The 26,240-nt window shown below is 65.5% G+C and carries 34 protein-coding genes; 20 read left to right on the top strand and 14 right to left on the bottom strand.

The window, feature by feature from the left end; genetic code table 11:
* Positions 1-383: 383 nt before the first annotated feature.
* Positions 384-1,496: a helix-turn-helix domain-containing protein gene (locus tag ACXIZN_RS11835; protein ID WP_457954302.1), complete on the bottom strand. Its 1,113-nt coding sequence runs from the start codon at positions 1,494-1,496 to the stop codon at positions 384-386.
* Between the two features lie 340 nt (positions 1,497-1,836).
* Between ACXIZN_RS11835 and ACXIZN_RS11830 the strand changes: the two genes are divergently transcribed.
* From ACXIZN_RS11830 to ACXIZN_RS11810, 5 genes are all read left to right on the top strand, one after another.
* Positions 1,837-2,235 (top strand): hypothetical protein, encoded by a 399-nt coding sequence (locus ACXIZN_RS11830; RefSeq protein ID WP_457954301.1) that lies wholly within the window; start codon positions 1,837-1,839, stop codon positions 2,233-2,235.
* A 42-nt stretch (positions 2,236-2,277) separates the two neighbouring features.
* Positions 2,278-2,754 (top strand): glycine-rich domain-containing protein, encoded by a 477-nt coding sequence (locus ACXIZN_RS11825; RefSeq protein ID WP_457954300.1) that lies wholly within the window; start codon positions 2,278-2,280, stop codon positions 2,752-2,754.
* 21 nt (positions 2,755-2,775) lie between these two features.
* Positions 2,776-3,633, top strand: coding sequence for a hypothetical protein (locus ACXIZN_RS11820; protein ID WP_457954298.1), 858 nt, complete (start codon positions 2,776-2,778; stop codon positions 3,631-3,633).
* 341 nt (positions 3,634-3,974) lie between these two features.
* A complete protein-coding gene (locus ACXIZN_RS11815; protein ID WP_457954297.1) occupies positions 3,975-4,109 on the top strand; it encodes a hypothetical protein in 135 nt (44 codons plus the stop codon).
* Entirely contained in the window at positions 4,106-4,306 is a 201-nt protein-coding gene (locus ACXIZN_RS11810) for a hypothetical protein (RefSeq protein ID WP_457954295.1), read from the top strand. Before ACXIZN_RS11815 ends, ACXIZN_RS11810 begins: the two co-directional genes overlap by 4 nt.
* A gap of 40 nt (positions 4,307-4,346) precedes the next feature.
* On the opposite strand, the gene ACXIZN_RS11805 is transcribed toward ACXIZN_RS11810, so the two are convergent.
* Genes ACXIZN_RS11805 through ACXIZN_RS11790 form a run of 4 tightly spaced genes read right to left on the bottom strand, consistent with a single transcriptional unit; the run spans position 4,347 to position 7,181 of the window.
* The gene (locus tag ACXIZN_RS11805; RefSeq protein WP_350577090.1) at positions 4,347-4,985 is read right to left on the bottom strand and encodes a hypothetical protein; all 639 of its coding nucleotides are present in this window, start codon (positions 4,983-4,985) and stop codon (positions 4,347-4,349) included.
* Entirely contained in the window at positions 4,963-6,168 is a 1,206-nt protein-coding gene (locus tag ACXIZN_RS11800) for an MAB_1171c family putative transporter (protein WP_457954293.1), read from the bottom strand. Before ACXIZN_RS11800 ends, ACXIZN_RS11805 begins: the two co-directional genes overlap by 23 nt.
* On the bottom strand, positions 6,169-6,753 hold the full coding sequence (locus tag ACXIZN_RS11795; RefSeq protein WP_457954292.1) for a hypothetical protein: 585 nt from the start codon (positions 6,751-6,753) through the stop codon (positions 6,169-6,171). It lies immediately after the preceding gene.
* Positions 6,750-7,181 carry a hypothetical protein gene (locus tag ACXIZN_RS11790; protein WP_457954291.1) on the bottom strand — a complete coding sequence of 144 codons (432 nt, stop codon included), beginning with the start codon at positions 7,179-7,181 and terminating at the stop codon, positions 6,750-6,752. The genes ACXIZN_RS11795 and ACXIZN_RS11790 overlap by 4 nt, the downstream gene beginning before the upstream one ends.
* Positions 7,182-7,463: 282 nt before the next feature.
* On the opposite strand from ACXIZN_RS11790, the gene ACXIZN_RS11785 reads away from it, so the two are divergent.
* The 5 genes from ACXIZN_RS11785 to ACXIZN_RS11765 all read left to right on the top strand — a co-directional run bounded on the left by ACXIZN_RS11785 (position 7,464) and on the right by ACXIZN_RS11765 (position 10,798).
* Positions 7,464-7,799, top strand: a complete 336-nt coding sequence (locus ACXIZN_RS11785; protein ID WP_457954289.1) for a hypothetical protein — start codon at positions 7,464-7,466, stop codon at positions 7,797-7,799.
* A complete protein-coding gene (locus ACXIZN_RS11780) occupies positions 7,796-8,230 on the top strand; it encodes a hypothetical protein (RefSeq protein ID WP_457954288.1) in 435 nt (144 codons plus the stop codon). Before ACXIZN_RS11785 ends, ACXIZN_RS11780 begins: the two co-directional genes overlap by 4 nt.
* Before the next feature lie 77 nt (positions 8,231-8,307).
* Positions 8,308-9,546, top strand: coding sequence for a hypothetical protein (locus ACXIZN_RS11775; RefSeq protein WP_457954286.1), 1,239 nt, complete (start codon positions 8,308-8,310; stop codon positions 9,544-9,546).
* On the top strand, positions 9,543-10,094 hold the full coding sequence (locus ACXIZN_RS11770; protein ID WP_457954285.1) for a hypothetical protein: 552 nt from the start codon (positions 9,543-9,545) through the stop codon (positions 10,092-10,094). The genes ACXIZN_RS11775 and ACXIZN_RS11770 overlap by 4 nt, the downstream gene beginning before the upstream one ends.
* Entirely contained in the window at positions 10,091-10,798 is a 708-nt protein-coding gene (locus ACXIZN_RS11765) for a DUF7341 domain-containing protein (RefSeq protein ID WP_457954284.1), read from the top strand. Before ACXIZN_RS11770 ends, ACXIZN_RS11765 begins: the two co-directional genes overlap by 4 nt.
* A 308-nt stretch (positions 10,799-11,106) precedes the next feature.
* On the opposite strand, the gene ACXIZN_RS11760 is transcribed toward ACXIZN_RS11765, so the two are convergent.
* The 6 genes from ACXIZN_RS11760 to ACXIZN_RS11735 form a co-directional block, all read right to left on the bottom strand.
* The gene (locus tag ACXIZN_RS11760) at positions 11,107-11,490 is read right to left on the bottom strand and encodes a hypothetical protein (protein ID WP_457954283.1); all 384 of its coding nucleotides are present in this window, start codon (positions 11,488-11,490) and stop codon (positions 11,107-11,109) included.
* Position 11,491: 1 nt separating this feature from the next.
* On the bottom strand, positions 11,492-12,553 hold the full coding sequence (locus ACXIZN_RS11755; protein ID WP_457954282.1) for a DUF932 domain-containing protein: 1,062 nt from the start codon (positions 12,551-12,553) through the stop codon (positions 11,492-11,494).
* Between the two features lie 215 nt (positions 12,554-12,768).
* Complete coding sequence (locus tag ACXIZN_RS11750; protein ID WP_457954281.1) at positions 12,769-13,038, bottom strand: hypothetical protein; 270 nt, start codon at positions 13,036-13,038, stop codon at positions 12,769-12,771.
* A gap of 122 nt (positions 13,039-13,160) precedes the next feature.
* The gene (locus ACXIZN_RS11745) at positions 13,161-13,568 is read right to left on the bottom strand and encodes a hypothetical protein (RefSeq protein WP_457954280.1); all 408 of its coding nucleotides are present in this window, start codon (positions 13,566-13,568) and stop codon (positions 13,161-13,163) included.
* A gap of 103 nt (positions 13,569-13,671) precedes the next feature.
* Positions 13,672-14,154 (bottom strand): hypothetical protein, encoded by a 483-nt coding sequence (locus tag ACXIZN_RS11740; protein ID WP_457954279.1) that lies wholly within the window; start codon positions 14,152-14,154, stop codon positions 13,672-13,674.
* A 59-nt stretch (positions 14,155-14,213) separates the two neighbouring features.
* Positions 14,214-14,663 carry a hypothetical protein gene (locus ACXIZN_RS11735; RefSeq protein ID WP_457954278.1) on the bottom strand — a complete coding sequence of 150 codons (450 nt, stop codon included), beginning with the start codon at positions 14,661-14,663 and terminating at the stop codon, positions 14,214-14,216.
* Between the two features lie 690 nt (positions 14,664-15,353).
* On the opposite strand from ACXIZN_RS11735, the gene ACXIZN_RS11730 reads away from it, so the two are divergent.
* The 3 genes from ACXIZN_RS11730 to ACXIZN_RS11720 all read left to right on the top strand — a co-directional run bounded on the left by ACXIZN_RS11730 (position 15,354) and on the right by ACXIZN_RS11720 (position 16,760).
* The gene (locus tag ACXIZN_RS11730; RefSeq protein WP_457954277.1) at positions 15,354-15,587 is read left to right on the top strand and encodes a hypothetical protein; all 234 of its coding nucleotides are present in this window, start codon (positions 15,354-15,356) and stop codon (positions 15,585-15,587) included.
* A 68-nt stretch (positions 15,588-15,655) separates the two neighbouring features.
* The gene (locus ACXIZN_RS11725) at positions 15,656-16,360 is read left to right on the top strand and encodes a hypothetical protein (protein WP_457954276.1); all 705 of its coding nucleotides are present in this window, start codon (positions 15,656-15,658) and stop codon (positions 16,358-16,360) included.
* Complete coding sequence (locus ACXIZN_RS11720; RefSeq protein ID WP_457954275.1) at positions 16,344-16,760, top strand: hypothetical protein; 417 nt, start codon at positions 16,344-16,346, stop codon at positions 16,758-16,760. The genes ACXIZN_RS11725 and ACXIZN_RS11720 overlap by 17 nt, the downstream gene beginning before the upstream one ends.
* A gap of 1,004 nt (positions 16,761-17,764) precedes the next feature.
* On the opposite strand, the gene ACXIZN_RS11715 is transcribed toward ACXIZN_RS11720, so the two are convergent.
* A complete protein-coding gene (locus ACXIZN_RS11715) occupies positions 17,765-18,388 on the bottom strand; it encodes a hypothetical protein (protein WP_457954274.1) in 624 nt (207 codons plus the stop codon).
* Positions 18,389-18,757: 369 nt separating this feature from the next.
* Here ACXIZN_RS11715 and ACXIZN_RS11710 point away from each other — a divergent pair, with 369 nt between their 5' ends.
* Both ACXIZN_RS11710 and ACXIZN_RS11705 read left to right on the top strand, forming a co-directional pair.
* Positions 18,758-19,219: a phage terminase small subunit P27 family gene (locus ACXIZN_RS11710; protein ID WP_457954273.1), complete on the top strand. Its 462-nt coding sequence runs from the start codon at positions 18,758-18,760 to the stop codon at positions 19,217-19,219.
* Positions 19,179-20,921 (top strand): terminase large subunit, encoded by a 1,743-nt coding sequence (locus ACXIZN_RS11705; RefSeq protein ID WP_457954272.1) that lies wholly within the window; start codon positions 19,179-19,181, stop codon positions 20,919-20,921. Before ACXIZN_RS11710 ends, ACXIZN_RS11705 begins: the two co-directional genes overlap by 41 nt.
* A 2-nt stretch (positions 20,922-20,923) precedes the next feature.
* Here the strand turns inward: ACXIZN_RS11705 and ACXIZN_RS11700 are convergent, their stop codons facing one another.
* Positions 20,924-21,493: a hypothetical protein gene (locus ACXIZN_RS11700; RefSeq protein WP_457954270.1), complete on the bottom strand. Its 570-nt coding sequence runs from the start codon at positions 21,491-21,493 to the stop codon at positions 20,924-20,926.
* Positions 21,494-21,518: 25 nt separating this feature from the next.
* Here ACXIZN_RS11700 and ACXIZN_RS11695 point away from each other — a divergent pair, with 25 nt between their 5' ends.
* Positions 21,519-23,036: a phage portal protein gene (locus tag ACXIZN_RS11695; RefSeq protein WP_457954268.1), complete on the top strand. Its 1,518-nt coding sequence runs from the start codon at positions 21,519-21,521 to the stop codon at positions 23,034-23,036.
* Between the two features lie 96 nt (positions 23,037-23,132).
* A complete protein-coding gene (locus tag ACXIZN_RS11690; protein WP_457954267.1) occupies positions 23,133-23,429 on the top strand; it encodes a hypothetical protein in 297 nt (98 codons plus the stop codon).
* A 21-nt stretch (positions 23,430-23,450) separates the two neighbouring features.
* On the opposite strand, the gene ACXIZN_RS11685 is transcribed toward ACXIZN_RS11690, so the two are convergent.
* Positions 23,451-23,681: a hypothetical protein gene (locus tag ACXIZN_RS11685; RefSeq protein ID WP_457954266.1), complete on the bottom strand. Its 231-nt coding sequence runs from the start codon at positions 23,679-23,681 to the stop codon at positions 23,451-23,453.
* 60 nt (positions 23,682-23,741) lie between these two features.
* Between ACXIZN_RS11685 and ACXIZN_RS11680 the strand changes: the two genes are divergently transcribed.
* The 3 genes from ACXIZN_RS11680 (at position 23,742) to ACXIZN_RS11670 (ending at position 25,646) form a co-directional block, all read left to right on the top strand.
* The gene (locus ACXIZN_RS11680; protein ID WP_457954265.1) at positions 23,742-24,413 is read left to right on the top strand and encodes a hypothetical protein; all 672 of its coding nucleotides are present in this window, start codon (positions 23,742-23,744) and stop codon (positions 24,411-24,413) included.
* Positions 24,414-24,474: 61 nt separating this feature from the next.
* Entirely contained in the window at positions 24,475-25,458 is a 984-nt protein-coding gene (locus ACXIZN_RS11675) for an SU10 major capsid protein (protein ID WP_457954263.1), read from the top strand.
* Positions 25,458-25,646: a hypothetical protein gene (locus ACXIZN_RS11670; protein WP_457954262.1), complete on the top strand. Its 189-nt coding sequence runs from the start codon at positions 25,458-25,460 to the stop codon at positions 25,644-25,646. The genes ACXIZN_RS11675 and ACXIZN_RS11670 overlap by 1 nt, the downstream gene beginning before the upstream one ends.
* The last annotated feature ends 594 nt before the right edge of the window (positions 25,647-26,240 follow it).

Raw genomic sequence — 26,240 nt, 5'->3', positions numbered from 1 at the left:
GCCTCGTGAGTGGTGAGGACGGTTCTGACCGTCCTCACCACTCACGAGGACTGGACCGGCTCGGCGCCGGTGTCGCGGGCCCGCCCACGTAAGTACGTGAAGGCCTCCTTCACTGCGCTAGGCGCAATGAAGGGGGCCTTCACGTCCTTGGGAAGGCGTGAAGGTCGAGTTTCCTCGGCTGCGCCGCCTCTACTGGGGCTGCTGGGGCTGCTGGGGTTGCGGTGGCGATCGCGTAGTCCGTGAAGGCCTCCTTGCCTACCCTGAAAGTAGGCAAAGTCAAGTTGCAACTGAGGCACCGAAAGCCTTACCGGCATTTCCGCAGCTCAGAGAACCTGCTGTAACGGAGAGAGGTGGAGTAGGCGTGTGCACAACGAGGCACACACCTACTCCACTAGCCTTTCGATCTCATTGACGCGACGCAGGAGCCGCGCGGAGTTCACGTCTGATGCAGCCGCTCGTGCCCTTCGTATGATGACGCGCGCCGCATCTAGCTCCCCTGAGCGAGCGTATGACTCTGCGAGCCACGTCTGATAGAGCGCCACCTCGCGCGCGTGGCCCGCGTCGTATCCATCAATCGCTTCGGTAAGGAGCGGCGCCGCACCCGTCGGGTCACCGAGCTCGATGAGAACCCGCCCGGCCATGACGTTGATTTCGTCTCGTGACATCCAGTAGACCCAATGAGGCTCGGCGATATCCGGTGACCGCGCCTCGTAGGCGTCATCGACCGCATCAAGCGCTCGCTTGGCGCCGTCGCGGTCACGCGACCTCGCGTTGGCCCAGGCGACGCGCTCAAGCAAAAGTGTCCGGGCAACTGGGGGCGCGCCGCGAGCACCGGCTATCGCACTCTTCGCGAGGAGGGCAGCGTCGGCGGGATCGCCGACGTTGGCCATCTGGTAGGCCAACGAGGACAGGAGTTGCCCGGCGAGGACCTTGTCTCCTGCCTCGTCGGCTGCGGACACGCCTTCGAGGTATGCCCGCTGGGCCTCGGCGTATTGCCCGGCGTCGCTCGCGACCCATCCGGCGAGCTGCGACAGCTCTCCGACAACGACGCGAAGTCTCCGACCGATCGCCTCGGTGTAGCTCCCGTGCTTAACGACCTCGGCCGTGTTGGCTAGCTCCCTACGGACGAGCGGGATGAGGTCCCCGCCGCCCACTGTGTCGTCGAGAAGCCGGAGTTCGATCACCCGGTCCTCCAGCTCGCCGGCGAGGCTCGCGCCGACGCGACGGCCAGCCTCCTGGTGCGTGGTCGCGGGATTGTCTGCCACCAGCCACTCGTGCGCCACGCGGAGCGGATCGAGTGAAGGGCCATAGAGCGCTTCGACCGCGACGTTGAGAGCGCGGGAGTAGGCGACGACATGGTCTGGCTTCGCTGGGCGAGCGCCACTTTCGAGCTGGCTCAGATATGGCTTGCTGTAGTGGGTTCGCGCGGCCAGTGCGGACAGACTGAGCCCTGCCGTTTCCCGTGCCGCGCGCAACCGCGCGCCCAGCTCGCTCATGCGCTCCCCGCCATGCTGCAAACCTCTGCAAACGGCTGACCCGTTCACATCACGCCTTGTAACGACGAGGCTACCTGTAGGGCTGCTTCAGACGGAATCCTCTCCCGGATGCTTACCGCACCTGGTTGGGCGGCCCGCATCGATCGACATGGAGAAATGCGATGGACGTGGACTTCGGCCTGCTCGGCGTGCTGCTGGTCGCCGAGATCGCTGCCATTCTCCTCGCCGCGTTCTTGATCGGAGTAGTCCTGCGGTGGATGTCAGATTGGAGACACGGACGGTCACCGGCCCACGGAAAACCACGCCCCATCAGCGAGGTCATCAGGCGGGTGACGAGGCGATGAAGTCGCTCTCCTTCGACGACCTCCTGGCCGAGCTACGGCACCGGAAGTGGGAGCTCTATCTCTTTGGGCCGCGCGAGCGACCGGACCTGTACGTCGCGACATTCAAGTGGCCAGCGTGTGCGGACGTCTTCATCCTCCGAAGTGAGAACGACGCCACGGCCTATCGCACGCCCACCTATCCCGACACCGACGTCTTCTCTCCCGACTTTGTCTTCTGGCACTACCACGGAGACCCTGAGTGGACCCTCCGCGCCGTCCTGACTATCGGCTCCCCGGGCCAGGCCGACGCGCCTTTTCAGTTCCTCCAGGCGCCCCCTCTTTGCCGAATCCCCATCGAGACGCGGCGGCGGGTCACGGTCCGCCCGACCGGTCTCGTCCAACGCCCCACGCCATGAGCGTGGACTTGGTGGCACCAACACAACCGAGAAGGAGAAGGCATGACCATCGCCGTTGAAGACCTTACGGGCCAGGGACTCGTATCCGCAGACCTGTTCGACCGGCTCGTAAATCGCATCGCCAAAGAACACGACATGAATCGCGAGTTTGCAGCTCGGATCATGGACCAAGCGCTGGCGTTCCTCCGTGCGTGCGGCGAGAACCACCGCGCCCCTCTCGGTCCGTCGGAACTTGTTGACATCGGATGGCACACCTTCATCCTCTACACCCGCGAGTACGCCGAGTTCTGCCATCGTTCCGCCGGTCACTTCATCCACCACGTCCCCAATGACGACGGCGAGGGCGAGGGGGACCCGGAGAAGGTCATGACCAGGACCACCGAAGCCATTCGCTCGCTCGGTTTCGCGGTCGACGACGACCTTTGGTTGACTTTCAAAGTCAAGTGCAACGACGGCGACGATGGTTGCCGGGCATCGGGCAAAGACGGCAACGAGAACACTGACACCAACGGCAAGTAGCTCCGGGAACAGGACAACAAGGTGAAGAAGTACAGCTGGGGCGAGTTGCCGGAACCCGTTCGCGAAGGCGTTCGGGAGCGGGCTGGTGACATCGCTGGCAGTGAAGAGATCAAGGTCGGCCAGAGCAGCAACTTCGCCGCGGTTCTGCGCCGCGACGGAGCGGCGCCCTTGTTCGTCAAGGGGGTCGAGGGCGTCTCCCCTCCGATGCGTTGGCTTCGGAATGAGGCCGAACTCGGTGACCTCGCGTCCGGCATCGCCCCAGCTGTGCACTTCTCCGCCGACATCGAGGACTGGCTGATCGTCGGCTTCGAGTACGTGGCTGGCCGACACCCCCGGCTCCAGCCAGGTTCCGCCGATCTTGCGCGAGTGGCCGAGACGGTCAATCGCATCGGCGAGATCCCAGCTCCTGACCTGCGGCCGCTGGAGCAGCGCTGGCAGTCGGCATGGTGGGCCAAGCTCGGCCAGGAGCGGCCGGAAGTCGTCGGCAGCTGGGACCTCGATGAGCTGACGGCCTGGGAGCAGAAGGCCCCCGCGCACGTAGCCGGAGACTGCCTGCTCCATACCGACCTCCACGCGGACCAGTTCCTTTTCCCGGTAACGGGTGACATCCGTGTCATCGATTGGGGCTGGCCAGCACGAGGCGCCGCATGGATCGACCCCGCTTTCATGGTGCTACGGCTCATCGCCACGGGACACCGCGCGGCCGAGGCCGAGACCTGGGCACGGAGGAACACCCGCTGGCGGGAGGCGACTGAAGAGGAGATCACCGCGTTTGCGGTGTACGTCGCCGGACTGTGGAGCTACAAGGCGGCCACCACCGCCAGACTTGCGCGTATCGCGCGCGATTACGTCGGTTGCCGCCTACGGCTGCCGCTCTGACTCCGTCCGCCGTCGCCCCTGTGGTGACGGGCGGCCCCGTCAGCGTGGTCCTGCTGCCGCGCCCTGCTGGGATGCCACGGCGCCTTTATACGCATCGGTAACTCCGCCGTTTGAACGCGTGGCTACGCGGAACCTCGTTGATTAGCTCTCGGCCGCTGCGTCTGTGAAAGCCCCCCGTCGGCCGCAGCGGCCGAGTTCCAGCCCCGCCGTACCTATAGGGACGGCGGGCGCGGGGGCGGCGTGAACCCTGCCCGCCCCCCCCGAGCCTCAAACATTCCTGACCCCGGCTCGATGAGTCGGCATTTCGTAAAAGACGATTCCCAATAGTGAGGAGTTTCAGGGTGCTGGATCGCGTCCAAATACGGTTCTGGCTGACGGAGGGTCACGGCGGGACCGGGGTCACGAACGTCAATGACATGATCAAGGGCTCGCAGGAGACCGGCGACTCCCAGGCGGCGGGCGGCGACGACGAGTGATCACCGTCGAAGAGTTTGTAGCCGCTCTGCCGAATCTCATGTGGACTGACCGTGAGCCCATCGAGATGGCGAACGATTCGTCTCTTGTGGACGTTCCCACGGATTGGTGGCGTACCGAGTCCACGAACCCCCACACCGAAGACGAGTTCGAAGACACCCGTACGGAAGAAGAGCAGCAGAGCCAGAAGGCGGCCTGACTGAAGTGGGGCGCTGGGACCAACAGCGCCCCACTTCCGGCTAGGCCAGTGCGGCGACGAGTGCGATGTACGTTCCGCCGCCGACGAGGAGACCGGCGACGGTGCCGAAGCTGACTTCGGCGGAGGTGTGGTCGCGCAGTTCGACGCGGGACCAGCAGACCCAGGCGACGCCGAGAAACAGCAGTGCGAGCCAGGGGCCGTAGACGCTCATGAGCATCACGGTGGCACCGGCCGCGACGATGGCGTGCATCGAGATCTTGAACTTCAGGCCGAAGGTGATGGCGAGCGCGAGAACGAGGCAGGCGAGTTCGGCGGCCGCGAGGGCGGTCATCTGGTGCGGCGCGTTGCCGACGATGAGGATGACGAACCCGAGCGCGAGCGAGCCAATGCACACGGCGAACGGCACGAGACGCCCGGCGCGGTTGGTGACGTGGTGGCTGTCCCACTTGCCCTGTTTCGCCCCGCGCACGATGACGGCCATCGGGATGAGTGAACCGGTGACGCCGACGATCAGTCCCCACATCAGCGCTTCGCCGAGGTGGTGTCCGGTGACCTGCCAAGCGACGGCGAGCGGGAGCCCGAGGACCCAGACCCATGGGGCGAGGACTTCAGTGGCGATGCGGGCCGCGCGCCGCCGGGTCTCGCTGGTGGCGGTCTCAGTGGACAGGGTCGGCGGCACGACTGCTGGTCTCCTTCAGGATCTCGGCGACGGTGGTGGACGTGCTGTACGCGGTGGCGACCGTCGCGAGCCACGCGGCTTCCTCGCGGTAGTCATCGGTGGCCTCGCCCGGTGTGAACGCTACCGGGTGCTCGGCGTGCACGGGTGCGCCGTGCTCCGCGGTGACCAGGGCCGTGGCGATGGTCACGGCCTGCGCGTGTGCCCGGTTCGCGTTGGAAGCACCAGCCTCGGCCGGCTGGAGTGCGGCGGTGTAGACCGCCGGGTCCAGGTACGGCTGCAACGGTCCGACCAGTACGTCGTTGATCTCGGTCAGTCGGGTGCGGACCAGATCGGTGACGTCGGGTCGTCCGAAGACTCGTCGGGTTGGTGGTGCGTCGTACCGTAGCTCGGGAGCGAAGGTGGTCAGGTCGCGCCACAGTGGTTCGAGTGCGCGGTAGTGGCGGCGGAGCTGTCGGCGAGGGACGACGGCGGGCACGGTGACCCCGGCCATGAGCAGCAGGATTCCGGCCGTGGTGAGCACACGGCTGGCGCCGATGTTGCCGAGTTCGGCCCACGGCGGGTTGAGGTTGAAGTGGACCGCAAGGGAGTACAGGGCTTTGTGGGCGACGAACGCCAGGCCGCAGATGCCGCCCCAGCGCAGTAGGCGAAGACCGGTGCGCAGGTAGCCGCGGGGAAGATCCTTGGCGTGGCGGCCGACGTAGACGACGTCGAACATGGCCAGGCCGAGGTACAGCTCGAACACGGCGAGGTAAGCGACAACGAATGTGTGGTTGCCCGCCTCGGCGGTGATAGCGGGCAGGTTGCCCGGCAGCGGTCCAAGCAGGTACAGCACGCCCAGCGCGAGCTGGGCGCCGATGAGGATGCGAGTCCGGATCCGAACCTTGGCCGGGATGGTGTCGACAGGGTGAGCGAGGTAGAGCACGAAGACCTGAAGCCAATAGGCCGAGGACAAGGTGAGTACGTGCACGATGTAGTTCGGCAGTGTGGGGATGCCGAACAGCCAGTCGTGGACGCCCCAGTCGGTGCCGAGGATCAACGCGACGTCGAGCGCGGCGAGAGCCTTGACCATGGCCAGCAGACCGGGGGTGCGGGAGCGCCGCCAGGATCTGATCCAGTAGAGCAGTGCGGCGGTCACGGCCAGCCAGGTCAGGAGCTGCTGGACCTGGGCGACGGGGATGGGCATTCAGTCCTCCAGGAGGCGGTAGCGCGCGGCGGGCGTTTCGCCGGTCGCGGAAAGGTTGGGCCTGGTGTGGCGCTCGATCAGGTAGGCGAATGTTTCGGCGGCCTGCTCCTGGTCCGCAGCGAAGCCCCCCGCGCGCTTCACCGCGCGGGTGATCGTGGCGTGATCGGGCTCGCCGGTGCCGGCCTCGCCGGCGTCGCCCCCGACGTGTCGGCAGACGATGTGCCCGACTTCGTGCAGGATGATGTGCCGCCGATGGCTGTGCGTGGTGTCTTCCCGGAAGAAGATGAAGTCGGTAGCGGCACCAGAAACCCAGACGCCGTAAGGCATAGGCTCGCCGGTCCGGCGGGCCTCGGCCACGATGTTCGGCGGGTAGGGCTGGATCTGGATGGGGCGGCGGCGCACTGTGGACAGACGGGCGGCGAGCTCGTCAGGCGTGGCGGTGGCGGGCAGATCGAGAGCACTCACCAGCGCCCGGACGTCATCGAGCTGCGTGACCGGCGCACTGCCAGTCACGACGCGTTGACTTCGTCGCTGTCCCCGTCGTGTCCAGTTCAGCAGAACCCGCCTGATGGCGGGCCAGGTCATGTGCTGTGCCCACCGTCCCGGGCTTCGAGTCCGCGCACGTGCTCGGTCAGCTCCTGGATCAGGCTTGCGCTGCGGTCCGATATGGCGAAGCTGCGCAGCATCGTTGACACCCCCGAGCCCACGCGCTGGCGCGGCATCTCAGGTTCGCCGGACAGCTTGCGCCGCCAGTCGTCGTAGACGTCGCGATCGAGAAAGAACCCCGCTGGCACGTCAAAGAACCTCGCCAGCCCCACAATGATGTTGGTGCGCGGGTGTGGCTGCTTCCCCGTTCGCACCTGCCACAGCGACGAGTACGACACGTCGACGCCCGCTGTCGTCAGCGCGTCAGCAACGTCCCGGTCGCTGTGCGGTTTCCCGTCGTCCCTTCGTCGATTCTCGTACAGGAAACTCAGGGCTTCCTGGATCGAGACGACCCCCTCAAGCGTCATCGCATCCTCTTTTTGTTTACGGCTGTCAACACTTTCCGGCGATCTCGCGAATCGCGTTGACAAACTTGCACCTCACCCGGCTATGGTCGGGTTACCGCGCTGCTCGCCAGCACACACGCAAGACTCGAAAGTGTTTACGCCCATAAACATTCTTTAGTTTTCCGGCGCTCGTTCCCCTACGAACGCCCGCCGGTACTCACACACCTTTTGTTGATCAAGTCGTGTCTTAGTTGATCGCAGGTGTCACGCCCTGCGTTAACGAGTTTGAGGGGACCGCTGTACGTGAAGCATGACACACCCACTTGCACTAACGAGCACGCCGACCAGCCCACAAGGCCGGTCGACGCCTTCGCTCACCTGATCGCCTCGCTGCGCCGAATCAAGCGCAAGCAAGCGAAACTGTCCCAGGAACGCAAAGAGCACGAGGCCGTGATCAAGGCCGCCTTGGTGGCGGCCGGGGCCGAGGTCGGCACGGTCAACGGCGTCCCGGTCGTGAGCTTTACCCATGCTTTGCGGATCGCGCTGGATCAGAACCTGCTCAAGGAGCGTTACCCGGAGATCGCGAAGGAATGTGCCGACATTTCGGAGGTCGCCACGTTCCGCCTGCTCGGCGTATGACAGTTCCGTTCGGTGACTTGGTCGCGCTGGCCGGGGCCATGGTGGCCCAGGCCCGCGCGACCAGCCCGTCCGGTGTGCCCGACGACGGCGAGACGGCCGCGACCGTGGCCGCCCTGCTCACGGCCGAACCGCGGAATGAGGCCCAGGTCCTCGCGATCGTGACCGTCATCGTCCGAGACAGCCTGGCCGATCCGTTCCGGGAGACGACCGCCAATCGCTGGCGGTCGCTGCTGCCGAGCTGGGTACAGCCGCAACTGATCGGCTCGACTGTGAACCGTCTTCGCGCCGCCGGGCTGCTGGTTCACACCGGCCGCTACGTGCGCTCGACCGACTCGACAGGCCGCAACGTCGGCAAACTCCAAGCCGTCTACGCCTTCGACGCCGAAGCCCTGCGCGACCACGAGCCACAGGCGCAGGCCACCGCGTCCTGATCTACCTGCTTCACACCGCCACGCGGACGTGTGGCGGTGTTCACCGTGCCCATTTTGTCCTGTAGGGGGATTTCTTCATGGCGCGTGATCACGCACGCCTCGATCTGAACATCTGGGACAAGGATGACTTCCGCGCGCTCTCGCGCGAAGCGAAACTCTTGTATATCCAGCTTTTCTCACAGCGGAAGCTCTCTTACGCCGGGGTTCTCGACCTGGCGGTGAAGCGCTGGAACCGGCCGCACGCGGACCTGGACCTGACGGAGATGCGCGCGGCGCTCTCCGAGCTGGACGCCGCCCGGTTCGTGGTGATCGACCAGGACACCGAAGAACTCCTCGTCAGGTCGTTCATCCGCAGCGACGAGCTGTACAAGCAGCCGAACATGCTGCGCGGCGCGCTGCGTGTCGCGTTCGACATTGAGTCCCCGATTCTGCGGGCCGCGCTCGCCGCCGAACTGCGGCGGTTGCCCGCGCACGTGACCGGCCCGGCCCCGGCGATCGCGGCGAACGAGCTGGAGGCCGGAGCACCTGAGCTACCACCGGTCGTTAAGGCCGCCATGACGGTCCGCCCGTCTGGCCGCCCCTCGCCGGCGGGTCGGCCCCCGCGTCTGGACGGAGCGTCCGAACCGGACTCCGGCGGGGAGGTCACACCTGACATCGACCGGTCCGCGCCCAGCTCACGGGGTTCGGCGAACCCTTCCGGGAACCCTTCGGCGAAGGACCTGGGAGAAGGGAGTAGGGAGCGGGAGACTGGAGAACCTTCCTTCGCTTCTCGTAGGAAGAAAGCGGGGTTACCCGCGCGTGACGCGCACGGCGCCCGCGCGACGCGGATAGCAGCCGAGACCCCGGCGGTGCAAGAGGACAGCCCCGGCGATTCCGCGGGCGCTGCCCCGCCGGGCTCGGTGCGTCGGCGTCGACGGGCCGAGGCCGAGCGGCTGGTGGACTTCTACGGCTCGTCGGTGCCCGCACCTGTCCGGGCCCAGCTCGTGGCGCAGGTGATCCCGCTGATTCGAGAAGGCATCGGCAGCAACGTGATCGGCTCGGGCTTGGCGGCCTGGTCAGGCAAGGCGCTGCCGCCGACCTTCCTGCCGATGCTCGTCGGGGAGCGGATGCGTGCGGCCCGTATCGCGACCGATCCGAAAAAGCGTGCTTGGGACGCGGAGATGGTGGACCGGTACGAGAGCCTGCGCTCAGCCGCGATCGCCGAGGACGAACAACACGGGGTCGGCCTGCTCGTGCGGCAGGCTCAGCCGCAGCACGCGGACGCCGACCAGCTGACCGCGATCCTCGACGCCGCACTCGATCAGGCGATCGCGTGAGCACGCTGCACGCGGTGATGAGCCGCAGCGACGTGCGCGGCCTGCTGATCCGGCACACCGGCGCACACGCGCCGGAGGACGTCGTCTCCGCTTGGGAGTCCGGCCTCGCCGGCTACAGCCTCGCCGAATGCCATCGTGCCTTCGCCGCGCTCGGCCCAGCCGCGCGGCGGGCGACACCGTCCGAGATCGCCGGTCGGTGCGACGCGGCCCGCGACCGCGCCGCGGGCGAACCCGCGCCGGTTCAGCCCGCGGCTTCACCACGCGCGACCAGCCGCGACTACTACCGGCAAGCCGGAATGCTCGGGATCCGAGCGGTGTACGCGGCGATGGGCTGGAAACGCAACCCGGATCACGACCTCGCTCGATCCGTGGCCTGCCCGTTCTGCAAGGCACGGGCCTGGGCGGTGTGCGGGCCGCTCTCGCGCAACCGGGCGGGTGTCCGGGAGATGCGCGACCCCGTGCACCGGATGCACCCCTCCCGCCTCCGCCGCGCCCAAGCCGAACTCGAGCGCGCCAACGGCACCCCCGAACAGGAGACCACCCGATGACCAGCACCCTCACCCCTCACACAGCCGAGGAGCATCAAGCCGACCCGCTGGCCGCGCGGCTGGCCTTCGACGCCGCGATCGATCAACTCATCCAGCCGAACATGCACACCCTGCTCCGCGACTCCGGAGCCGTGGAACGCGCGCTCGCACCGTGCCTGATCGACCAGCTGGTGACCGCGACCCAGCCGGGCACCGAACGCACGGGCGGTTCCGCGCGAGGATCACGGCCACCCGCCTCCTTGAACGCGCTCGCGTTGGTAGCCGAGATCAGTCAGACCCTCCGGGGTGCGCTGGCGGCTCTGGGACACGACCTCTTCGGAACCGGCGCGCGACCGTCCCTCACCGGACAGCTGAGGTTGTGGGCCTCGCACGCGGGGGCCTGGCAGCTGGAGGACGTCGATTACCTCGCCTACGCGGCCCAGGAGGCAGAGCGGTGGGTGGCCGCTGGCAGGTCGGTACTCAATCCCGCTCCGGCGTATCGGCTGCGCGGGCACGCGTGCCCGACCTGCCAACACACAACGGTTCTCGTGTGGTCCGATACCGAGCAGGAATGGCTGCGCCGACCCGCGCTCTCTGTGGACGCTGACCGAGTGGAGACGGTGTGCGCGGCCTGCGATTCGCGTTGGGGACTGGAACATTGGGCACATCTCGGCCAGGTGCTGGCCAGCCAGCGGGCGGAAACCCTTGCCCTGGACTGTGAATAGCCTTGACACGATGATCACGAACCGGCGATACTGACAGGGCTTGGCGGAGCTATACCCATCAAGCAGTCAGCTTTCTTGAAGGCCCCGCGCTCCCTCCCCCTCCGGCGCGGGGCCTTCTTCATGTGCGGACAGCGGCCACCGGACGCTGGCCCCGGCATCCCTCACTGAGCAGGCCGCACGCGGTGAGCCGCTGTCCGCACAACCCCTCAATCCTCCGGCTGTTCCGGGCCACCTAGAGGCCCCTGAGAGCTGGGAAGCCCCAGGGGGCCGGGAATCCGGCCCCCTGGGGCTGTTGCCGTTCCGTGCAGCTAGGGCCGGTAAGGGCCGTAGTGGTGAGGCAGGTACCCCGACTCGGGCACATCATCCGGTCCGTCCGCCCAGCCTGCCCGCCACCACCGGGCCGCGATCTCGGTCACCGCGCCGTCGCGCCCGATCGGCGTGTTGTACGCATGGACTTCCAGATCGCCTTCGATGTACACCACGAAGGCGTAGACCATGGTCTCGAAGCTGTCCCACAACGCGATCTGCATATACGGCCACTTCCCGAGGTTCCAGCCGTCACGCCCCCACGAGCCGGGGACGTACCAGCCGAACTCCGTCGCCTTCTCGCGCCACTCGTGACCGCCGTAGGAGTCGACGTACTGACGAGGGATCCTGGGAAGCTTCACGGTCTGCGGGTCGAGTTCAGGCATCTCAGACCGCCAGCTTCTCGAACGCGGAGGCGCACAGCTTGGCAGCCTGCCCGAACAAGGTCGACTCCGCGCGGGCCCGCGCGGTCTCGGCGGGATCATCGTCGTTCTTGAGCTCGACGTGCGGCAAGTGCTGCGCAACCGTGAGGATGGCTTGAAGCGCGCCCCAGCGGGTCTTGCCGATTCCCGCGAACATGTCCAAATCGCCATTGAAGATTACCCGCAGCATGGCTTTCCGGCGCTCGTGCTGCTCTTTGAGCCACGTGTTCGCGGTCTCGGCCGGAGGCGTCCACAGCTTCTCGCACACAGACTCGAACTCGGCCAGCGTCATGCGCTTGGCCTTGAGCTTGTTGGCCACTTCGGCGATCTTCTCCGGAGCGGATTCCGCCCAACCCGTGATAACCCTGACGTGGGAGCCGACTTCACCCACGGGGAAGGCGCCACCCATCTGCGATTCGGGCAAGGTGATGATGGGCTGCACCGTGTTCGAGGCCGGGCGCACGATGGAGAACTTGATCACCGACTGGCGACCGGGAGTCAGCGAAGCGAGCAGCACGATCCGCAGCTCCAATTGGTCGACCTTGCCGATCTTGATCGGCTCGGGAATCCGCAGCGACATGAACGCCCCGGTGTTGTTCCACAATGGACCAGCGGCCGAACACTTCGCCTTGAGCTCCTTCGCGATCTCTGCGAGGACGCCCGCGCGGCGCTCGAACGACTCCGGCGTGAACTCACGCGCCACCGCGCCGATCGACTCGATACCCCCGGTCTCAGGGTTGTTCCGCACCAGCGCATACCAGCCGGGGACCTCCACCGACTCCGTGGTGTCGTCGGCGTCCACGAGGCCGTCACTCTCCTCGCCGGGCTCGACCCCGCCAAGGAAACACTTCGCCGCGTGTTTCGTCCCGACCTGCTTCCCGCACTCGCTGCACGTGCCGGTGGGCACCCAGGCGAACACCGGCTCAGGCCGGACATCCCAGCCTTTCAAGCCAGCCTTGCCCAGAAGCTCCAGAGGGGTCCGGGAGCCATTGACCGCCGTTGCTAGGGCCGACCAGGCATCTTTCACCTTGGGTAGGACAGGAGCCGCTACAGGGGTCTCAGAAGCCTTGCTAGCCGCCTCCGGGGCAGCCTTCACCGCACTAGACATGAACAGTTTGCCTTTCCTCCGGGGCCTGACCGGTGTTGCTGCACCGCTCAGGCCCGATGAATCCAACCTCTCCATAGTCTCAGGTAACCTGACACTAGCAACTAGGCCAAATGGGTGAAACCGCAGGTCAGAGCCTACGAGTCAGCGGGAGGCTTGCGGGGCGCGTTCTTGCCGCCCACCACTCCGGCGCGCTTGAGAATGGTCGCGATCGTGTCGTGCGACCAGCCGGTGTCCGCGATCAAGTCCTTCGTGAGCACTCCGGCGCGACGATCGTCGGCCACGATGGCCCGCAGCTCGTCTTCCGCCTCCGCGAGCTGGCGGCGAAGCTCGTCGACGCGGGCAGTCTGACGCTCCCGGCGGGCCTTACGTTCCTGGGCGGTCAGTCGCTGCGACGGCGCGTTCATGCTTCCATCCTCCCTCATCATCCCCCGTCGACGGTCGACGCCCTGAACGCGCGAAAGGCCGACGACGGGAGGGGCGGAGGACCCCCTTTGCCCTTCCCGTCGCCGGCCTCAGCCTTCGCGCCTTAGACCACGGTCACCCGCGCCCAGAGGTCCGCGAAACGCGGGTGCTCCTTGAGCCATTCCATGAGCTCGGTCCACCGATCGAGTGCCGACCGCCCTTGCGGGGTCAGGACGTACACCCTTGAGCCGGAGTGGAACTCGATCATGCCGAACAAGCTGGCTTCACGCTGATCGGTGGATGTGGTAGCCCGGTAGAAGGTGGGCGTGCCGGAGTAGCCCACGGCGATCAGATACAGGATGCGCACCATCTGCCAGTCCCTCTTGAACCACTCGTACAGGGCCTCGCGCAGCTCCGGGTCCTCGCGAACCGCCGCTGCCGTCTCTCTGGCCAACGACTGGCGGGCGACCCGGATCAGTGTGACGCCCTGGAGTAGGCGTTCTGCGTTACGATACTGAGCGTCGGAACTCATTTTCGGTTTGCCTTTCTGGGTTCCGCGCCGTGCCCCCGGAAGGTGTTGCTGCACCGTTTGACCGGGGGCACGGTCACGTCAGGATGGGGTTACGTGGTCGGGCTCAGGTGGTCGCGAGGGGCAGGAACGGCTGAAACCGCGGACTGAGCAGCCGCCGCCACGACCGGTAGATCCAGACCTTCCCGCGCTTTCGGCGGAAGTCCTGCTCGGCCTCGTTGCACAGGAAGACCTCGGCGCCAAAGAACCGGCGGTCGTCCTCGGCACCCTCGCGGGTCCAGTTGTAACGAGACACGAAGGCCGCGAAATCCTCGCGGGCGGCCATCACGAATTTGGGGTCCGCCAGCTCCGCGTCACGAAAGCCGGACACCTCGAAGTCCACGAAGCGGCCGTCGTACACCCAGGCGTTCACGCCGAAACGCTGCCGGGAAACTAGCGGAAACGCCTCCGCGTACTCGTCCTGCATGTCATCTACGATGCAGCGCGCCAACTTTGACAAGCGGCGAATGTTGCCGGTGGCGAAAACTCGGTCGCCAAACGATCTCGCTTGCACCCACTCGGCATGGTTGGGTAAAAGAAGAGAAGACACGGTTCACCTTTCACGGGTTCCGGTTCGGTGTTGCTGCACCAAAGCGGAAATCGAATAACTCAGAACTTCCGGACAACTCCAGTTGTCCACGCAGGATTGCGGTGATCGTCTTCGCTGACGAGGACGATGCTCGCCCTGAAGCGTCGATCTGACAGGTCTTGCAGGTTGCGCCAGTTGTACAGTTCCAACATCTCGGACAGCTGATAGATCAGCGAGTTCGCCCAATCGCTATACCTGTCAGTCCCGATGCTCGCGAAGATCTTCGAGTCTGGGATGCCCGCGATGTAGAGGCGCAGTAATTCACCTTCCTCGACGTGAAGGCTCGATTCGATTCGGCAAGCCGCACCATTGGAGCGCGCCCACAGCGAAGCGGCCGCCTCGCGCCGCAAAGCCCAGATCTCCTCACTCAGGTCTGCGAGGATTCTTTCCGCCAAGACGGGCAAATCCACGAGGCTGGCGGTCGCGTTGTATCTGCTTCCATACTCACGTGTTGGCTTTTCGTCGTTCACTGATTCACCTTTCGATATCGGGGTTTTGCTGAACCCCTGCCGAGCAAAATTGAGAGTGTCAGGCAGCCTGAAACTAAATCAAGAATCTGGGAAAACTTCACCTGATTGGACTAGTTGAAGGTATTGACAATGAATTAGTCGGCAGTCGTAAAGGGGTGCGGCTTGCCTGATCGTCCACGGCGTCCCTGTACCGGTGTCGGCTGCTCGAATTCGACCCGAACCGGCGGCCGTTGCCCCGATTGCAAATCGAGAGCCCGAGCGGCCTTCGGCACCTCCGCGCAGCGGGGGTACTCCGGCGCTCATAGATCCCGGTTCAGGCCCGGAGTCCTCGCTCGTGACCCTGTCTGCCGATGTGACAGCACAACTTGTCCGCATCATGCCGAGACCGAATGCGCTGAACCGTCCACAGTGGCCGATCATTGGCCAGTGATCCGCAGAGACCTTGTGGTTGCTGGCCTTGACCCTGACAACCCGGTGCATGGGAGAGGGTTGTGTTCCCGCTGCCACAGCCGAGTTACTGCCCTCACCGGCACGACGCGCGGCGGCTGGAACCAGCGCTGAACGTTTCGCGATATCGACGGCCGCGTCTCGTGTCGGGCGCGTGCCGTCCACTTGCGACCCCAGGGGGAGGCCCCCTGGGCGGCGTCTCGGCGCACAAGCCCCTGAACCCCGGAGGGGTGGTGCCAGGTTTTGAGCGCCCCTTCCCCTACGTCCGACCCGATCGCTCGCGCCGAGCAGTGGCGCGTCGAACTCGCGCACGAGCTGGAGCGCGCGGCCGAACAGGCGGACGCGTGGCACGCGGAACGAAACCGCCTGGTCATCGAGTTGGTAGCGGCGGGCGAGTCCTACCGCGACACCGCCGTGCCCGCGCGGCTCTCCGCGTCCGGCGTCGGCAAGATCGTCCGCCGCGACCGGGACGGCTAGGCCGGAGAAACCGTTGCCCTGGTGCACATTCGTGCACTCGGTGCCCACCACGAGCTACGGAGGTGCCCGTGATCACCATCGACGGCTTGCCGTCGTCAGACACCATCCTCGGTGAGATGGAGGCCGAGGGAAAACCGGTTCTGCTCGCCTTCTCCCGAGGCAAGGACTCGCTCAGTGCGTGGCTGGCGCTGCGCGAACGCGGCATCCCCGTCGTGCCGTACCACCTGTACAGCGTGCCTGGCCTGCAGTTCGTCGCCGACAGCCTCAAGGTGTATGAGGACTTCTTCGGGCAGAAGATCTACGACCTGCCCCACCCCAGCCTCTACCGGTGGCTGGTCAACTACGTGTTCTGCCCGCCCGAGCGGTGGCGGATCATCGACGCGGCCGGTCTGGCGGAGTTCACCTACGAGGACGTTGCCGCGACGCTGCGCCAGGACGTCGGCCTGCCCGCTGACGCGTGGAACGTCGACGGCGTCCGGGCCACCGATAGCCCGATGCGGCGCATGGCGATGTCCACCCATGGCCCGATCCGCCAGGACACGCGGAAGGTGTCGGCCCTCTGGGATTGGCAGATCGCTGACGTCAGGGCCGCGCTCACCCGGCACAGTTGCCCGCTGCCGATCGACTACGAGTGGTTCGGCCGCTCGTTCGACGGCCTGGACTACCGGTTCATCGAACCGCTGAGCCGTCACGCCCCCGAGGACTACGCCCGAGTCCTGGACTGGTTTCCCCTCGCCGAGCTGGAGTTGCTGCGCCATGACCTCACCCGCTGACGATCCCAATGCCGCGCTGCTCGCGCAGCTCAAAATGTCGTCGTCGGTGTCCGGCATGAAGTCCAACGATGACGTGCTGGCTCTGCTCACGGCCGAGCCGGATCCCGATCCGCTCGCCGGCGTCGAGTACACGGGCGACGAGGAGGATGACGCGAGCGCCGAGCTCGACGCGCTACACCGTGGCTTCCGCGAACGCACCGCCCGCGAGCTGGAACGGATGCAGCTCGCGACCGAAAGCGAGTACTGGTTCTGCGTCTGCTTCAAGAGCCAGGACGACAAGGACGCCTTCCTCGCCGCCGCTGGTCTCGTCGTCATTGGAGACAAGTATCTCGACGGCTACGCCGCCGCGGAACTGCTCGGCGTCTCGATGCCCGAACCCGACGACACCGAGAGGGGGTGAACTGAATGCCTCCACGCAAGCGACAGACCGCCGCCGCAGCCAAGCGACGCGGCGCCGCCCGCAAAAAGGCCACCACCGCCCCCAAGGCCAAGGGGCGCGGCAAGGCGTCCAGCGGCTCCAGCTAGCAACGTCGGCTTACTCAACGGCCCCGATCGCTCGGTAACACCACGTAGCGATCGGGGCGCAGCCCTCGTTGTTGCCAGCCGCGTCTGATCCCTGAGCGGGGAATGGCAGTATGCAACGAGGGGTGCCCTGTTTGAACCGCGACGTCACATACTGCGGCTGTTCGACTAGGTCTCTCGCTGACGTGGGTTGATCTCAACACAACGAGACGCGGCGCTGACAATATCGTCGCCACTCAACTCAATGGTGTGCTCGGCCAGATTTTCGCCTGGCCACGCGAAAATGATAGTTAGGGGACCAGCTGGAGGCAGCGGCCATACGTCCAGAGCCTGTCGAAAGTGCCAGCTACCGTCGGCGGGGCCACCCCCTCCACCCCCGCCGCTCGAAACCAGAGAAAGTACGGGGAACTCGGCCGACAAGCCTCTCTCGTGCGGTCGCGGAAACCCTGGCTTACGCAGGTTGGTTGCGTATCGCCCGTCGGAGAAGATCAGCCCAACCCTTGGCCCGTCAGAACTTGGAGAGGTTTCAGGTGACCGTTGACGGTCAGGAAACAGAAGAAGTCTGTCGTCGTCGATGGGGATGGAACTGTAGATACTCAACTCGATAGTGAGGTTCGAAATCCACGCCTGAACCGCACTCAATGCGACCACAAAGTCAGAGTTTTCGGCTATCACCTGTTCCCAGGGTAAGCTCCTTGGCAGGACGGACGCGCGAGGCGCAAAAGCAGCAGATCGATACGCGTCGATGCTTGGCAAATCCCGAGGCTCGGGCCCTATCTCATTAAAGAAACTCACGCGCACCTCCGAGTATGGCTGCGGATTCGTCCGCATAGTACCAGTGCTTTGCGTCAGAGCCCGCAGCCATACAGCGCAAGTGACGTACTAGCCCGTGGGCGGAATCTCCGTCAGGTCGGTGCCAACTAGGCAACTCACTTCCTGGGGCGCGATCAGAGTGCACTCGGGCGGATAGTAGGTATAGACCCATCCCTCTGGGAGCAACATGTCGAATGTGTTCGCTGATCCATAGAGGCCGTCACAGCGTTCAGAAGAGAAGCATTGAGCCCGTGAACTTGACACTACCGAGACGCAAATAGGATCACTAGGTTGAAATTTCTGACAGCTTCGAGGTGCCGCATCCGGCTCCCGCTTGCCGCCGTTGATATACATCCCGGCGTCAGTCTGAAGGAACGCCATGGTCTCGACAGGAGTCGCGACATCGCAAGAGACCCATGCCTGATACGGGGTGTCCGTTTCAACCAACAAGCCATCAAGGTAGTACGCGGTTGTATTGAAGCTGGTCTCACCCCAGCAGCCACCAGTCGGCGGGTCGTCATACGTGCCCATCGTCGGTCGAATTAAAATCTTGCCCGTCTTTTTTACTACCTTGTACTCCTTGCTTACCTTTTCGGGCAAAGGACCCGGCTTCGACGGTTCGGCGGTCGCTACACCTGCAAGCGTCACAAGTGACACTGCTGCCACCGCAAGAATGGTACCCAGTCTGCGCATAGCGTCCTTCCTTGATCGCGATGGGGCACTGCAAACCCGAAATCGCATAAAATGTACCCGAACACTGCTCGAGCCAGCGTTATCAGGCACACTCCGGCAAGCATCAGGGATGCGACTTAAAGTGCAAGGCCCCCCATGTCGGAACCAACGCGGTTCCCGTCAATCACGTAACCAGTTGGCCGATCACGGCTCAACCTCCGTTCGGGTGAACGCTTGTCAGGGTCGTGTCTGACTGCGGACGAACCGACTGACCTGCGGTGATGCGAACCGAAACAGTCCATAGTGGTGCCGCGTCATATCGCATGGCTAGCCATTCAATATCGCTGATTCCATACGGGAACACCGTTATTTTTGTGGTGGTGATGTCACTTGGGTAAACGTGGCCCCGCAGGGAAGCCGACTTCGCTGCGGATCCTGCAAGGCGACCGCAAGGACCGGATCAACGACGCGGAGCCAGTGCCGCCTGTGGTGGAGGTCGTGCCGCCGGAGTGGGTGTCAGAGAAGGGGCGGGCGATCTGGGATCGGCTCGCGCCGAGCATGATCACTCGGAGGGTCTTGACCGCATGGGACGTCGACGCGTTCGGCGTCTTGTGCGAGGCGTTGGCCCGCTACGCCGTGGCTACTGCCTTAGTGAACGGCTCCGCGCTGCTGGTTCCCGGTGGCGGCGGCTTGGTGCCGAATCCGGCGTTGAAGGTGCAGGCCGATTCGGAGCGCACGTTTCTGACGTTCGCGGCACGGTTCGGGCTGACGCCGTCTGACCGGCAGGCGATCAAGGCCGAGGTGAGCGCCGATGGCGGGACCTCGGGCGACGCGGGCCGCCTCCTCTCATAAACCTCGTTCCCGCACGCGGAAACCCAGTTCCAAGACCGGCACGCCGAAGTCACCGCGGCTTCCGGTGTGCGGCTGGTCCTTCGACGGACGTGCCTGCCGCCAACGCGGCGACCACCTCTGCCATCAGCGCGCCGATCATGCGCAGGCGTTCGCCGAAGAGATCTGCGTGCACACCAAAGACCGGTGGGCACGGACGCCGTTCATCCTCGCCGACTGGCAGCGCGACGACATTGTCCGGCCGCTGTTCGGCGAGGTCCGGTGGGATCCGGAGTGGCAGACCTACGTCCGCCGCTACCGGTCCGGCTGGATCGAACTCGCCCGGAAGAACGGCAAGTCCGAGCTGCTGGCGTTCGTCGCGCTCTACATGCTCGTCGGGGACGGGGTCGAGTCCGCCGAGGTATACGGCGCCGCCCGCGACAAGGACCAGGCGCGGCTGGTGTTCAACGTCGCCGCCCGCATGGTCGCGCTGTCCCCGGTGCTGTCCAAGCGGCTGCGGGTGGTCGAGCACGCCGCCCGGATCGTGGACGAGAAAACCAACAGCGTGTATCAGGTCGTCGCGGCCGACGCGCTGGGCAACCTCGGCTCGAACCCGTCATGTGTGATCTTCGACGAGGTCCTGACCCAGCCGAACGGTGACCTGTGGGCAGCGCTGCGGACCGGCATGGGCACCCGCGTGCAGCCGCTGCTGCTCGCGGCCACGACGGCGGGCAACGACCCCACCTCGTTCGGCAAGTCCGAGCACGACGAATGCGTGAAGATCGCCGAAGACCCGTCCCGCGCCCCGCACCGGTTCGTCTACCTGCGCAACCTGCCCGCCGACGCGGACCCGTGGGACGAAGCGAACTGGTACTACGCGAACCCGGCCTTGGGTGACTTCCTGTCGCTGGCCGCTCTGCGGGAAGAGGCGCTGGAAGCGCGCAACGATCCGGCGCGAGAGAACAGCTTCCGGCAGTACCGTCTGAATCAATGGGTGTCGCAGTCCACACGGTGGATGCCCATGCACCTCTACACCGCGTGCACCGGAACCGAGTTCGCCGAACCGGCGCGGTTGCGGGAGCTGGTTGCTCGCCGGCCAGCGTGGGGCGGGCTGGACCTCGCGTCCAAGCTGGACCTGACGGCCTGGTGCCTGATCGTGCCGGACGGCATCGACGGGCACGTCTCGGCGTTGTGGCGGTTCTGGCTGCCGGAGTCCGGAGTGGAGTTCCTGGACGAGCACACTGACCACCGCGTATCCCAGTGGGTCGACCAGGGCTGGATCACCACCACCCCCGGCGAGGTCATCGACTACGAGGTGATCGAGGCCGACGTCGCCGCCGACTGCGCTGCACTGCGGGTCGCCGATATCAACTACGACGAGTGGAGCGGCGAACCCGTCCGCCAGCGCCTGGAGCGCGTCACGAGAGTACCGATGTACCCGGTACCGCAGACGTTCCGCGGAATGACCCACGGCATGACCGAACTCATGACGCTCACCCGCTCCCGCTCGTGGTCGCACCACGGCAACCCTGTGGCGGCGTTCTGCTTTGACTCGGTGGAGGTGCGCCATCCACCAGGAGAACCCGACCTCATCCGACCCGACAAGCCCCTACGCGGGAAGACCGGCAAGCGCATCGACGCGGTACCCACCGCCGCCATGGCGGTCTCCGGCTGGCGGTTGCGTGGTCAGAAGCCGAAGAAGTCTGGCGCGATGGTCGTAATGTGAGGCTACGAATACACTTGAGATTCGACACCAGCCAATCCCAGATCCATTCTAAAACAGATCTCCAGCGCCTGGCGTCCAGTATATATTTCCTGTGCTACCTCACTGATTTCCTCAACAGTTTGCTTCCTCTTGATTCTGGAATAGTGCTTATAGACAAGCTTGAGCAGCCGGTCGGCAGCATCTTCAGTCTCGCGGCTTCCAACTACTCGAATTCGCGAAACGAGCCTGCGCACACTGGCGGCACGCTCGTCCATCATGTCGATCTCGTCGGCAAATTCCGCATCGGTCGCATCCACAGCCTTCACGGCACCCTCTAGCCAGAGCATCAGGGCATCGTGAAGTTCCGAGTATGCCTCCACCCGGCGATCTCGCCAGTTCATGCGCGACTCATGACTAAGATCTTGACGCCTCTTATCGTCTTCCCTTTGCCAGCGCTCACGCTCTCTTGCTAGCTCCCGAGACCAGCGTTTGTCGTCCCTTTTCGTTGTAATCCAAGCCGCGCCCAATGGTCCAATGAGCGCGATTCCGGCTAGTAGCATCGATACCCAAAGCGGCGTCTGACTGTTCGGCATGTATGAATGATAGCGGTGGTTATGGATGGCAGTTGACTTCGCCGAACTGAGCCCGGAGCAGTGGATCACTCGGATCACTCGACAACACGACGCGCAGATCCCTGGGCTGGAAATCCTCGATGCGTACTACGAGGGCGAGCAGTCGCTGTCGTACATGCACCCGGAGCTGCTCCGCCGCCTGGACACCCGCGTGCGGCAGGTCGTGATCAACTGGCCTGAGCTGGTCGTGGACTCGCTGGATGAGCGCCTCGACGTAACCGGGTTCCGGCTCGGCGGTGAGCAGGCCGCCGACCGGGAGCTCTGGAAGATCTGGGCGGCGAACGAGCTGGGCCTGCACTCCGAGCAAGCCCACATTGACGCCCTGGTGCTCGGCCGGTCCTTCGCGATCGTCGGAACGAACGAGGCCCGGCCGTCGATGCCGCTGGTGACGGTCGAGTCCCCGTTCGACGTCCACGTTGATATTGACCCGCGCACCCGCGAGGTCCGGGCGGCGCTGAAGCGGCAGTTCTCCGAGGACGGGGACGGGGACCAATCCGAGGCTTACGCCACGCTGTACCTGCCGAACGAAACCATCTGGTATTCCTCCGACAACGGCGGCGGGGTCTGGGAGGAGACCGACCGTGACGGGCACGGCATGGGTGTTGTGCCCGTCGTGCCGCTGGTGAACCGGCCCCGCACGCGGCGGCGCCGCAGCGCGCCCCCGCGGCTTGGGCGCTCGGAGCTGGCGAGCGTCCTTCCGCTGTCGGACGCGGCCTGCAAGATCGCCACCGACATGATGGTGAGCGCGGAGTTTCACGCGATGCCGAGACGGTACGCGCTCGGTTTCGACAAGGACGATTTCGTTGACAGCAAAGGAAACCCGCTCACCCCATGGGAGGCCGTCGCCGGCGTTCTCTGGGCGTCCTCGAAATCGCCGAAGGACGACGGGGTGGCGGTCGGGCAGTTCCCCGAAGCCGACCTGTCGAATTTCCACAACACGCTCAACACCCTGGCCAGACTCGTCGCAAGCCTGTCTGGGCTCCCGCCGCACTTCCTCGGCTACAGCACGGAAAACCCTGCCAGCGCCGAAGGGATCCGGTCGTCGGAGTCCCGCCACATCAAACGGGCCGAACGGCGGCAGCGCTCCTTCGGCAGCGGCTGGAACCGCGTGGCGCAGCGCATCCTGCACGTGCGCGACGGCAAGGTGCCCGACGAGGCGCTCCGGGTCGAAACCCAGTGGGTGGATCCCGCTACTCCGACGTTCGCCGCCCAGGCCGACGGCGTGGTCAAGCTGTACTCGGCGGACAAGCTCTTGCCGCGCCGCTCCGCCCGCCGTGCACTCGGCTACTCCGACACGCAGATCCGCGACATGGAGACCGAAGACCGCGAGGCCGACACCCAGCACGCCGACCGAGACGATTCGACCAAGAACGGCCTGACGCAGGATCGCGATCCGGCCGAACTGCCGGACCGTCAGGAACAGGAGCGGCCGAGCGTGCTTGCCGGATCACGGCTCCGACCCGCGCTGGCGGTGCAGTTCCGCGAACCGGCAAGCACGTCGTAACGCTGGCTGGCCATCGTGGACATACCAGGCGCGCGACGTGTCAGCGCAGCTCAGGCCGCATAGCCCGCCACCGGAGGGCGTTGCATAATCGAACACATGTCCGATCGCGGAGGCGTGCCGTACCTGCACACGGTTGACCCAGGTCAACCCGTGTGGGTCGACCTGCGCCGCGTCTTCCCGCTCGGGGCGCCCAAGGAGACTGTCCCCGATGGACTGGACCTCACGGGCCTGGTGCCGGGAACGCTCAGCGCCTGGATCGCAACGACCACCGGTCACTGGGTCGGGTTCGTCACCTTCATGCTCGGAACCCCCGGCTCGGGCGGCACGACACATCGGCAATGGATCTTGGCGGACGCGCTACGTCCGCGTACCGGAGCCTCAATCAAGGCATAGCCAGGTTGGCATATGCGCTGTTCAGAACACGTCAGCGGCGGCTTTGCGGAGCAAACCCCGTGGTTTTCCGCGCGTTTTTTTTGAAGGAGCACCGGCCAGCACGCCGCCTGCGAACGTGATCATGGCGGCCAGCATCCAGGTGAGCTGCCATGCGGTGATTCCGGTGCTGGCACCGGCGATGACTTGAGCCCCGACCGAGCACGCGCCAAGGACAGCCACGGCGGCCTGCGTTCGCGTCGGCTTGGCGTTCACGCCACGAGTTTTTCATACGTGCCTCTGACGGCACTCAGCGCATCCCCATGAGGACAGGTAGTGACTGATTCCCGTATACCCGGCGACAACGCCCCCACCTCGCAGACCCCGCCGGAGCCGAGCACGCCCGCGCCCAGCACCACCCCGCCCGACACCGGGCAGACCAGTACACCGGCCGAGACCGGTCAGGCCGCCGAATTGGATTACAAGGCCCTGTTCGAGCAGGCTCAGGCCAAGCTGAGCAAGGCCGAGAAGACCGCCAAGGACCACAAGAGCAAGGCGGCCAAGCTCGACGCGATCGAGGCCGAGCAGCAGACCGACGCAGAGAAAGCCGCCCAGCGCGCAGAGGCGGCCGAGAAGCAGCTGACCGTGCTGCGGCGTCGAGCGGTGGACGCGGAGATCCGCGCCGCCGCCTCGCGGTGGGCGGATCCGACTGACGCGCCTCGCTACCTCGACGACCGCGACCGGTACGTCAGCGCCAACGGGGAGATCGATACCGCGACCATCGCGGCCGACCTCGCCGCGGTTCTCCTCGCGCGCCCGCATCTCGCCCGGACCGGAGAACCGACTGGTCCTCGCCGGCCTGCACCTGATCCGTCGCAAGGCGCGCGGCAGTCCGGCCCGGCGGGCTATGACTCGCAGATCGCCGACGCGGAGAAGCGCGGCGACTGGGCCACCGCGATCACCCTGAAGAACCAGCGTCTCGCCGAACAGGCAGCTCAGAAGCGCTAACCGCGTCTTGTTCCCGGCCGCATGGGCGGCACACCACCCGTACACCTTTCAGGAGACCGTTATGCCTGGTGTGGCCGCGATCGCCAACACCTACAACGCACCGAATTTCGTCGGCGAACTGTTCGCCCTCACTCCGACCGACACCCCGTTCCTATCCGCCATCGGCGGGTTGACCGGCGGCAAGCGCGCCAACGCCGTCGTGCACACCTGGCAGGTCTACGACCTGCGCGCCCCGGACGCGAACCGGCAGCGGGCCGAAGGCGCGGACGCGCCCAGCCCGGACACCCGCGTCCGGGGCACCGAGCGCAACGTCCTGGAGATCCACCAGGAAACCATCGGCGTCACCTACACCCGCCAGGCCACGCAGCAGATGTTCGCCGCCACCGGTTCGGCCCACCCGAACGCGGCGTCGATCGGCGGTACCAACCCGGTCGTGAACGAAATGGACTGGCAGACCAGGCAGGCGCTAATCCAGATCGGGCGCGACGTAGAAGCCGGGTTCATCACCGGCACGTTCCAGGAACCGACCGATAACTCCAAGGTCCGCAAGACGCGCGGGATCCTGGAGGCGACCAAGACGAACGTGATCACCAACGCCACCCCCGCGCCACTGACGGAAGCGATGGTGCTGGACCTGCTGCAAAAGGTCTGGACGAGCGGCGGCATCCAGGTGTCTGAGACCGCCACGCTCATGTGCGGGGCGTGGCAGAAACGGCAGTTGACGAACGAGTTCATCACGAAGAAGAACTACCGCGAACAGACCCGCAACGTCGCCGGTGTCGCCGTGACGACCATCGAAACCGACTTCGGCACGCTGAACGTGATGCTCAACCGCTACATGCCCGCCGATGCCGTCGAAGTGGTGTCCTTGGACCAGTGCGCGCCGGTGCTGCTCGAGACGCCCGGCAAGGGCTTCCTCTTCTCCGAACCCCTGGCCAAGACCGGCTCGGTGGACAAGGCCCAGATCTACGGCGAGATCGGGCTGGAGTACGGGCCGGAGAACGCCCACGGCAAGATCACCGGCCTCACCGTGGCGGCTGCCTGATGAAGTTCACCAGCACGAAGTACCCGGCGCTGACCGTGCACGACCTCGGCGTCACCTTCGTTGACGGCGAGGCCGAGGTCACCGACAAGGCCACCGCCGACGCGCTCAAGAAACTGCCGCCCGATATCGGCGTCCGTGCGACCGGAGGAAGGCCAGCGAAGGACGTCAGCGTCGGCGAGGCCACCTGACCGGCCACGATGGGCGCACCGCACGGATCAAGATGGCAAGGTCTCGAAGCCCTTTGGTTTCTCCGGTCCGACGGACGATGAAACGTGCGAAGACGAGCACCCACACGCAGAACACAAGGCGGCAGCCAGGCCCGACCACAAGTAGCCACAACATCCACAGCTCCACAACAACTCACCAATCGCCGCCCGCCGGTCCCGGTATCGGCGGGTTGTGGGTTGCCAGTGCTGTTCAGTTGTGAATTACCTTCATGTCTGATGTTCGAGCGGATTCCGGGCCGCTTTCACTATTTCGTTCCATAATTGAACGAACATCAGCCGAAGATGGCTCGACTCGCTTGAGCCGACCCAGCGTTCGCCGCTTAGTGTAGCGGGCCGGGTACCAGGAGCTGGTGCCCATGACCGCTCCATCACCACTTGCGACAGTTGCTGACGTCCAGGCACGTGCCGAGAACGAACTAACCACGGTTCAGCAAGCCCGTGCGGCGGTGCTGCTCGTCGACGCGTCGGCGCGGGGGCGGCCGCCGGGTGCAGGACAGCCGGGCCCCCCCCCCCACCCCACCCCCCGCGGCAAAAGCACACCACGCCGACCGGGGG

The sequence above is a fragment of the Amycolatopsis sp. TRM77291 genome (genome assembly GCF_054166285.1).
The sequence above is the reverse complement of the archived record's forward strand: the minus strand, read 5'-3'. Positions and strand labels throughout refer to the sequence as shown.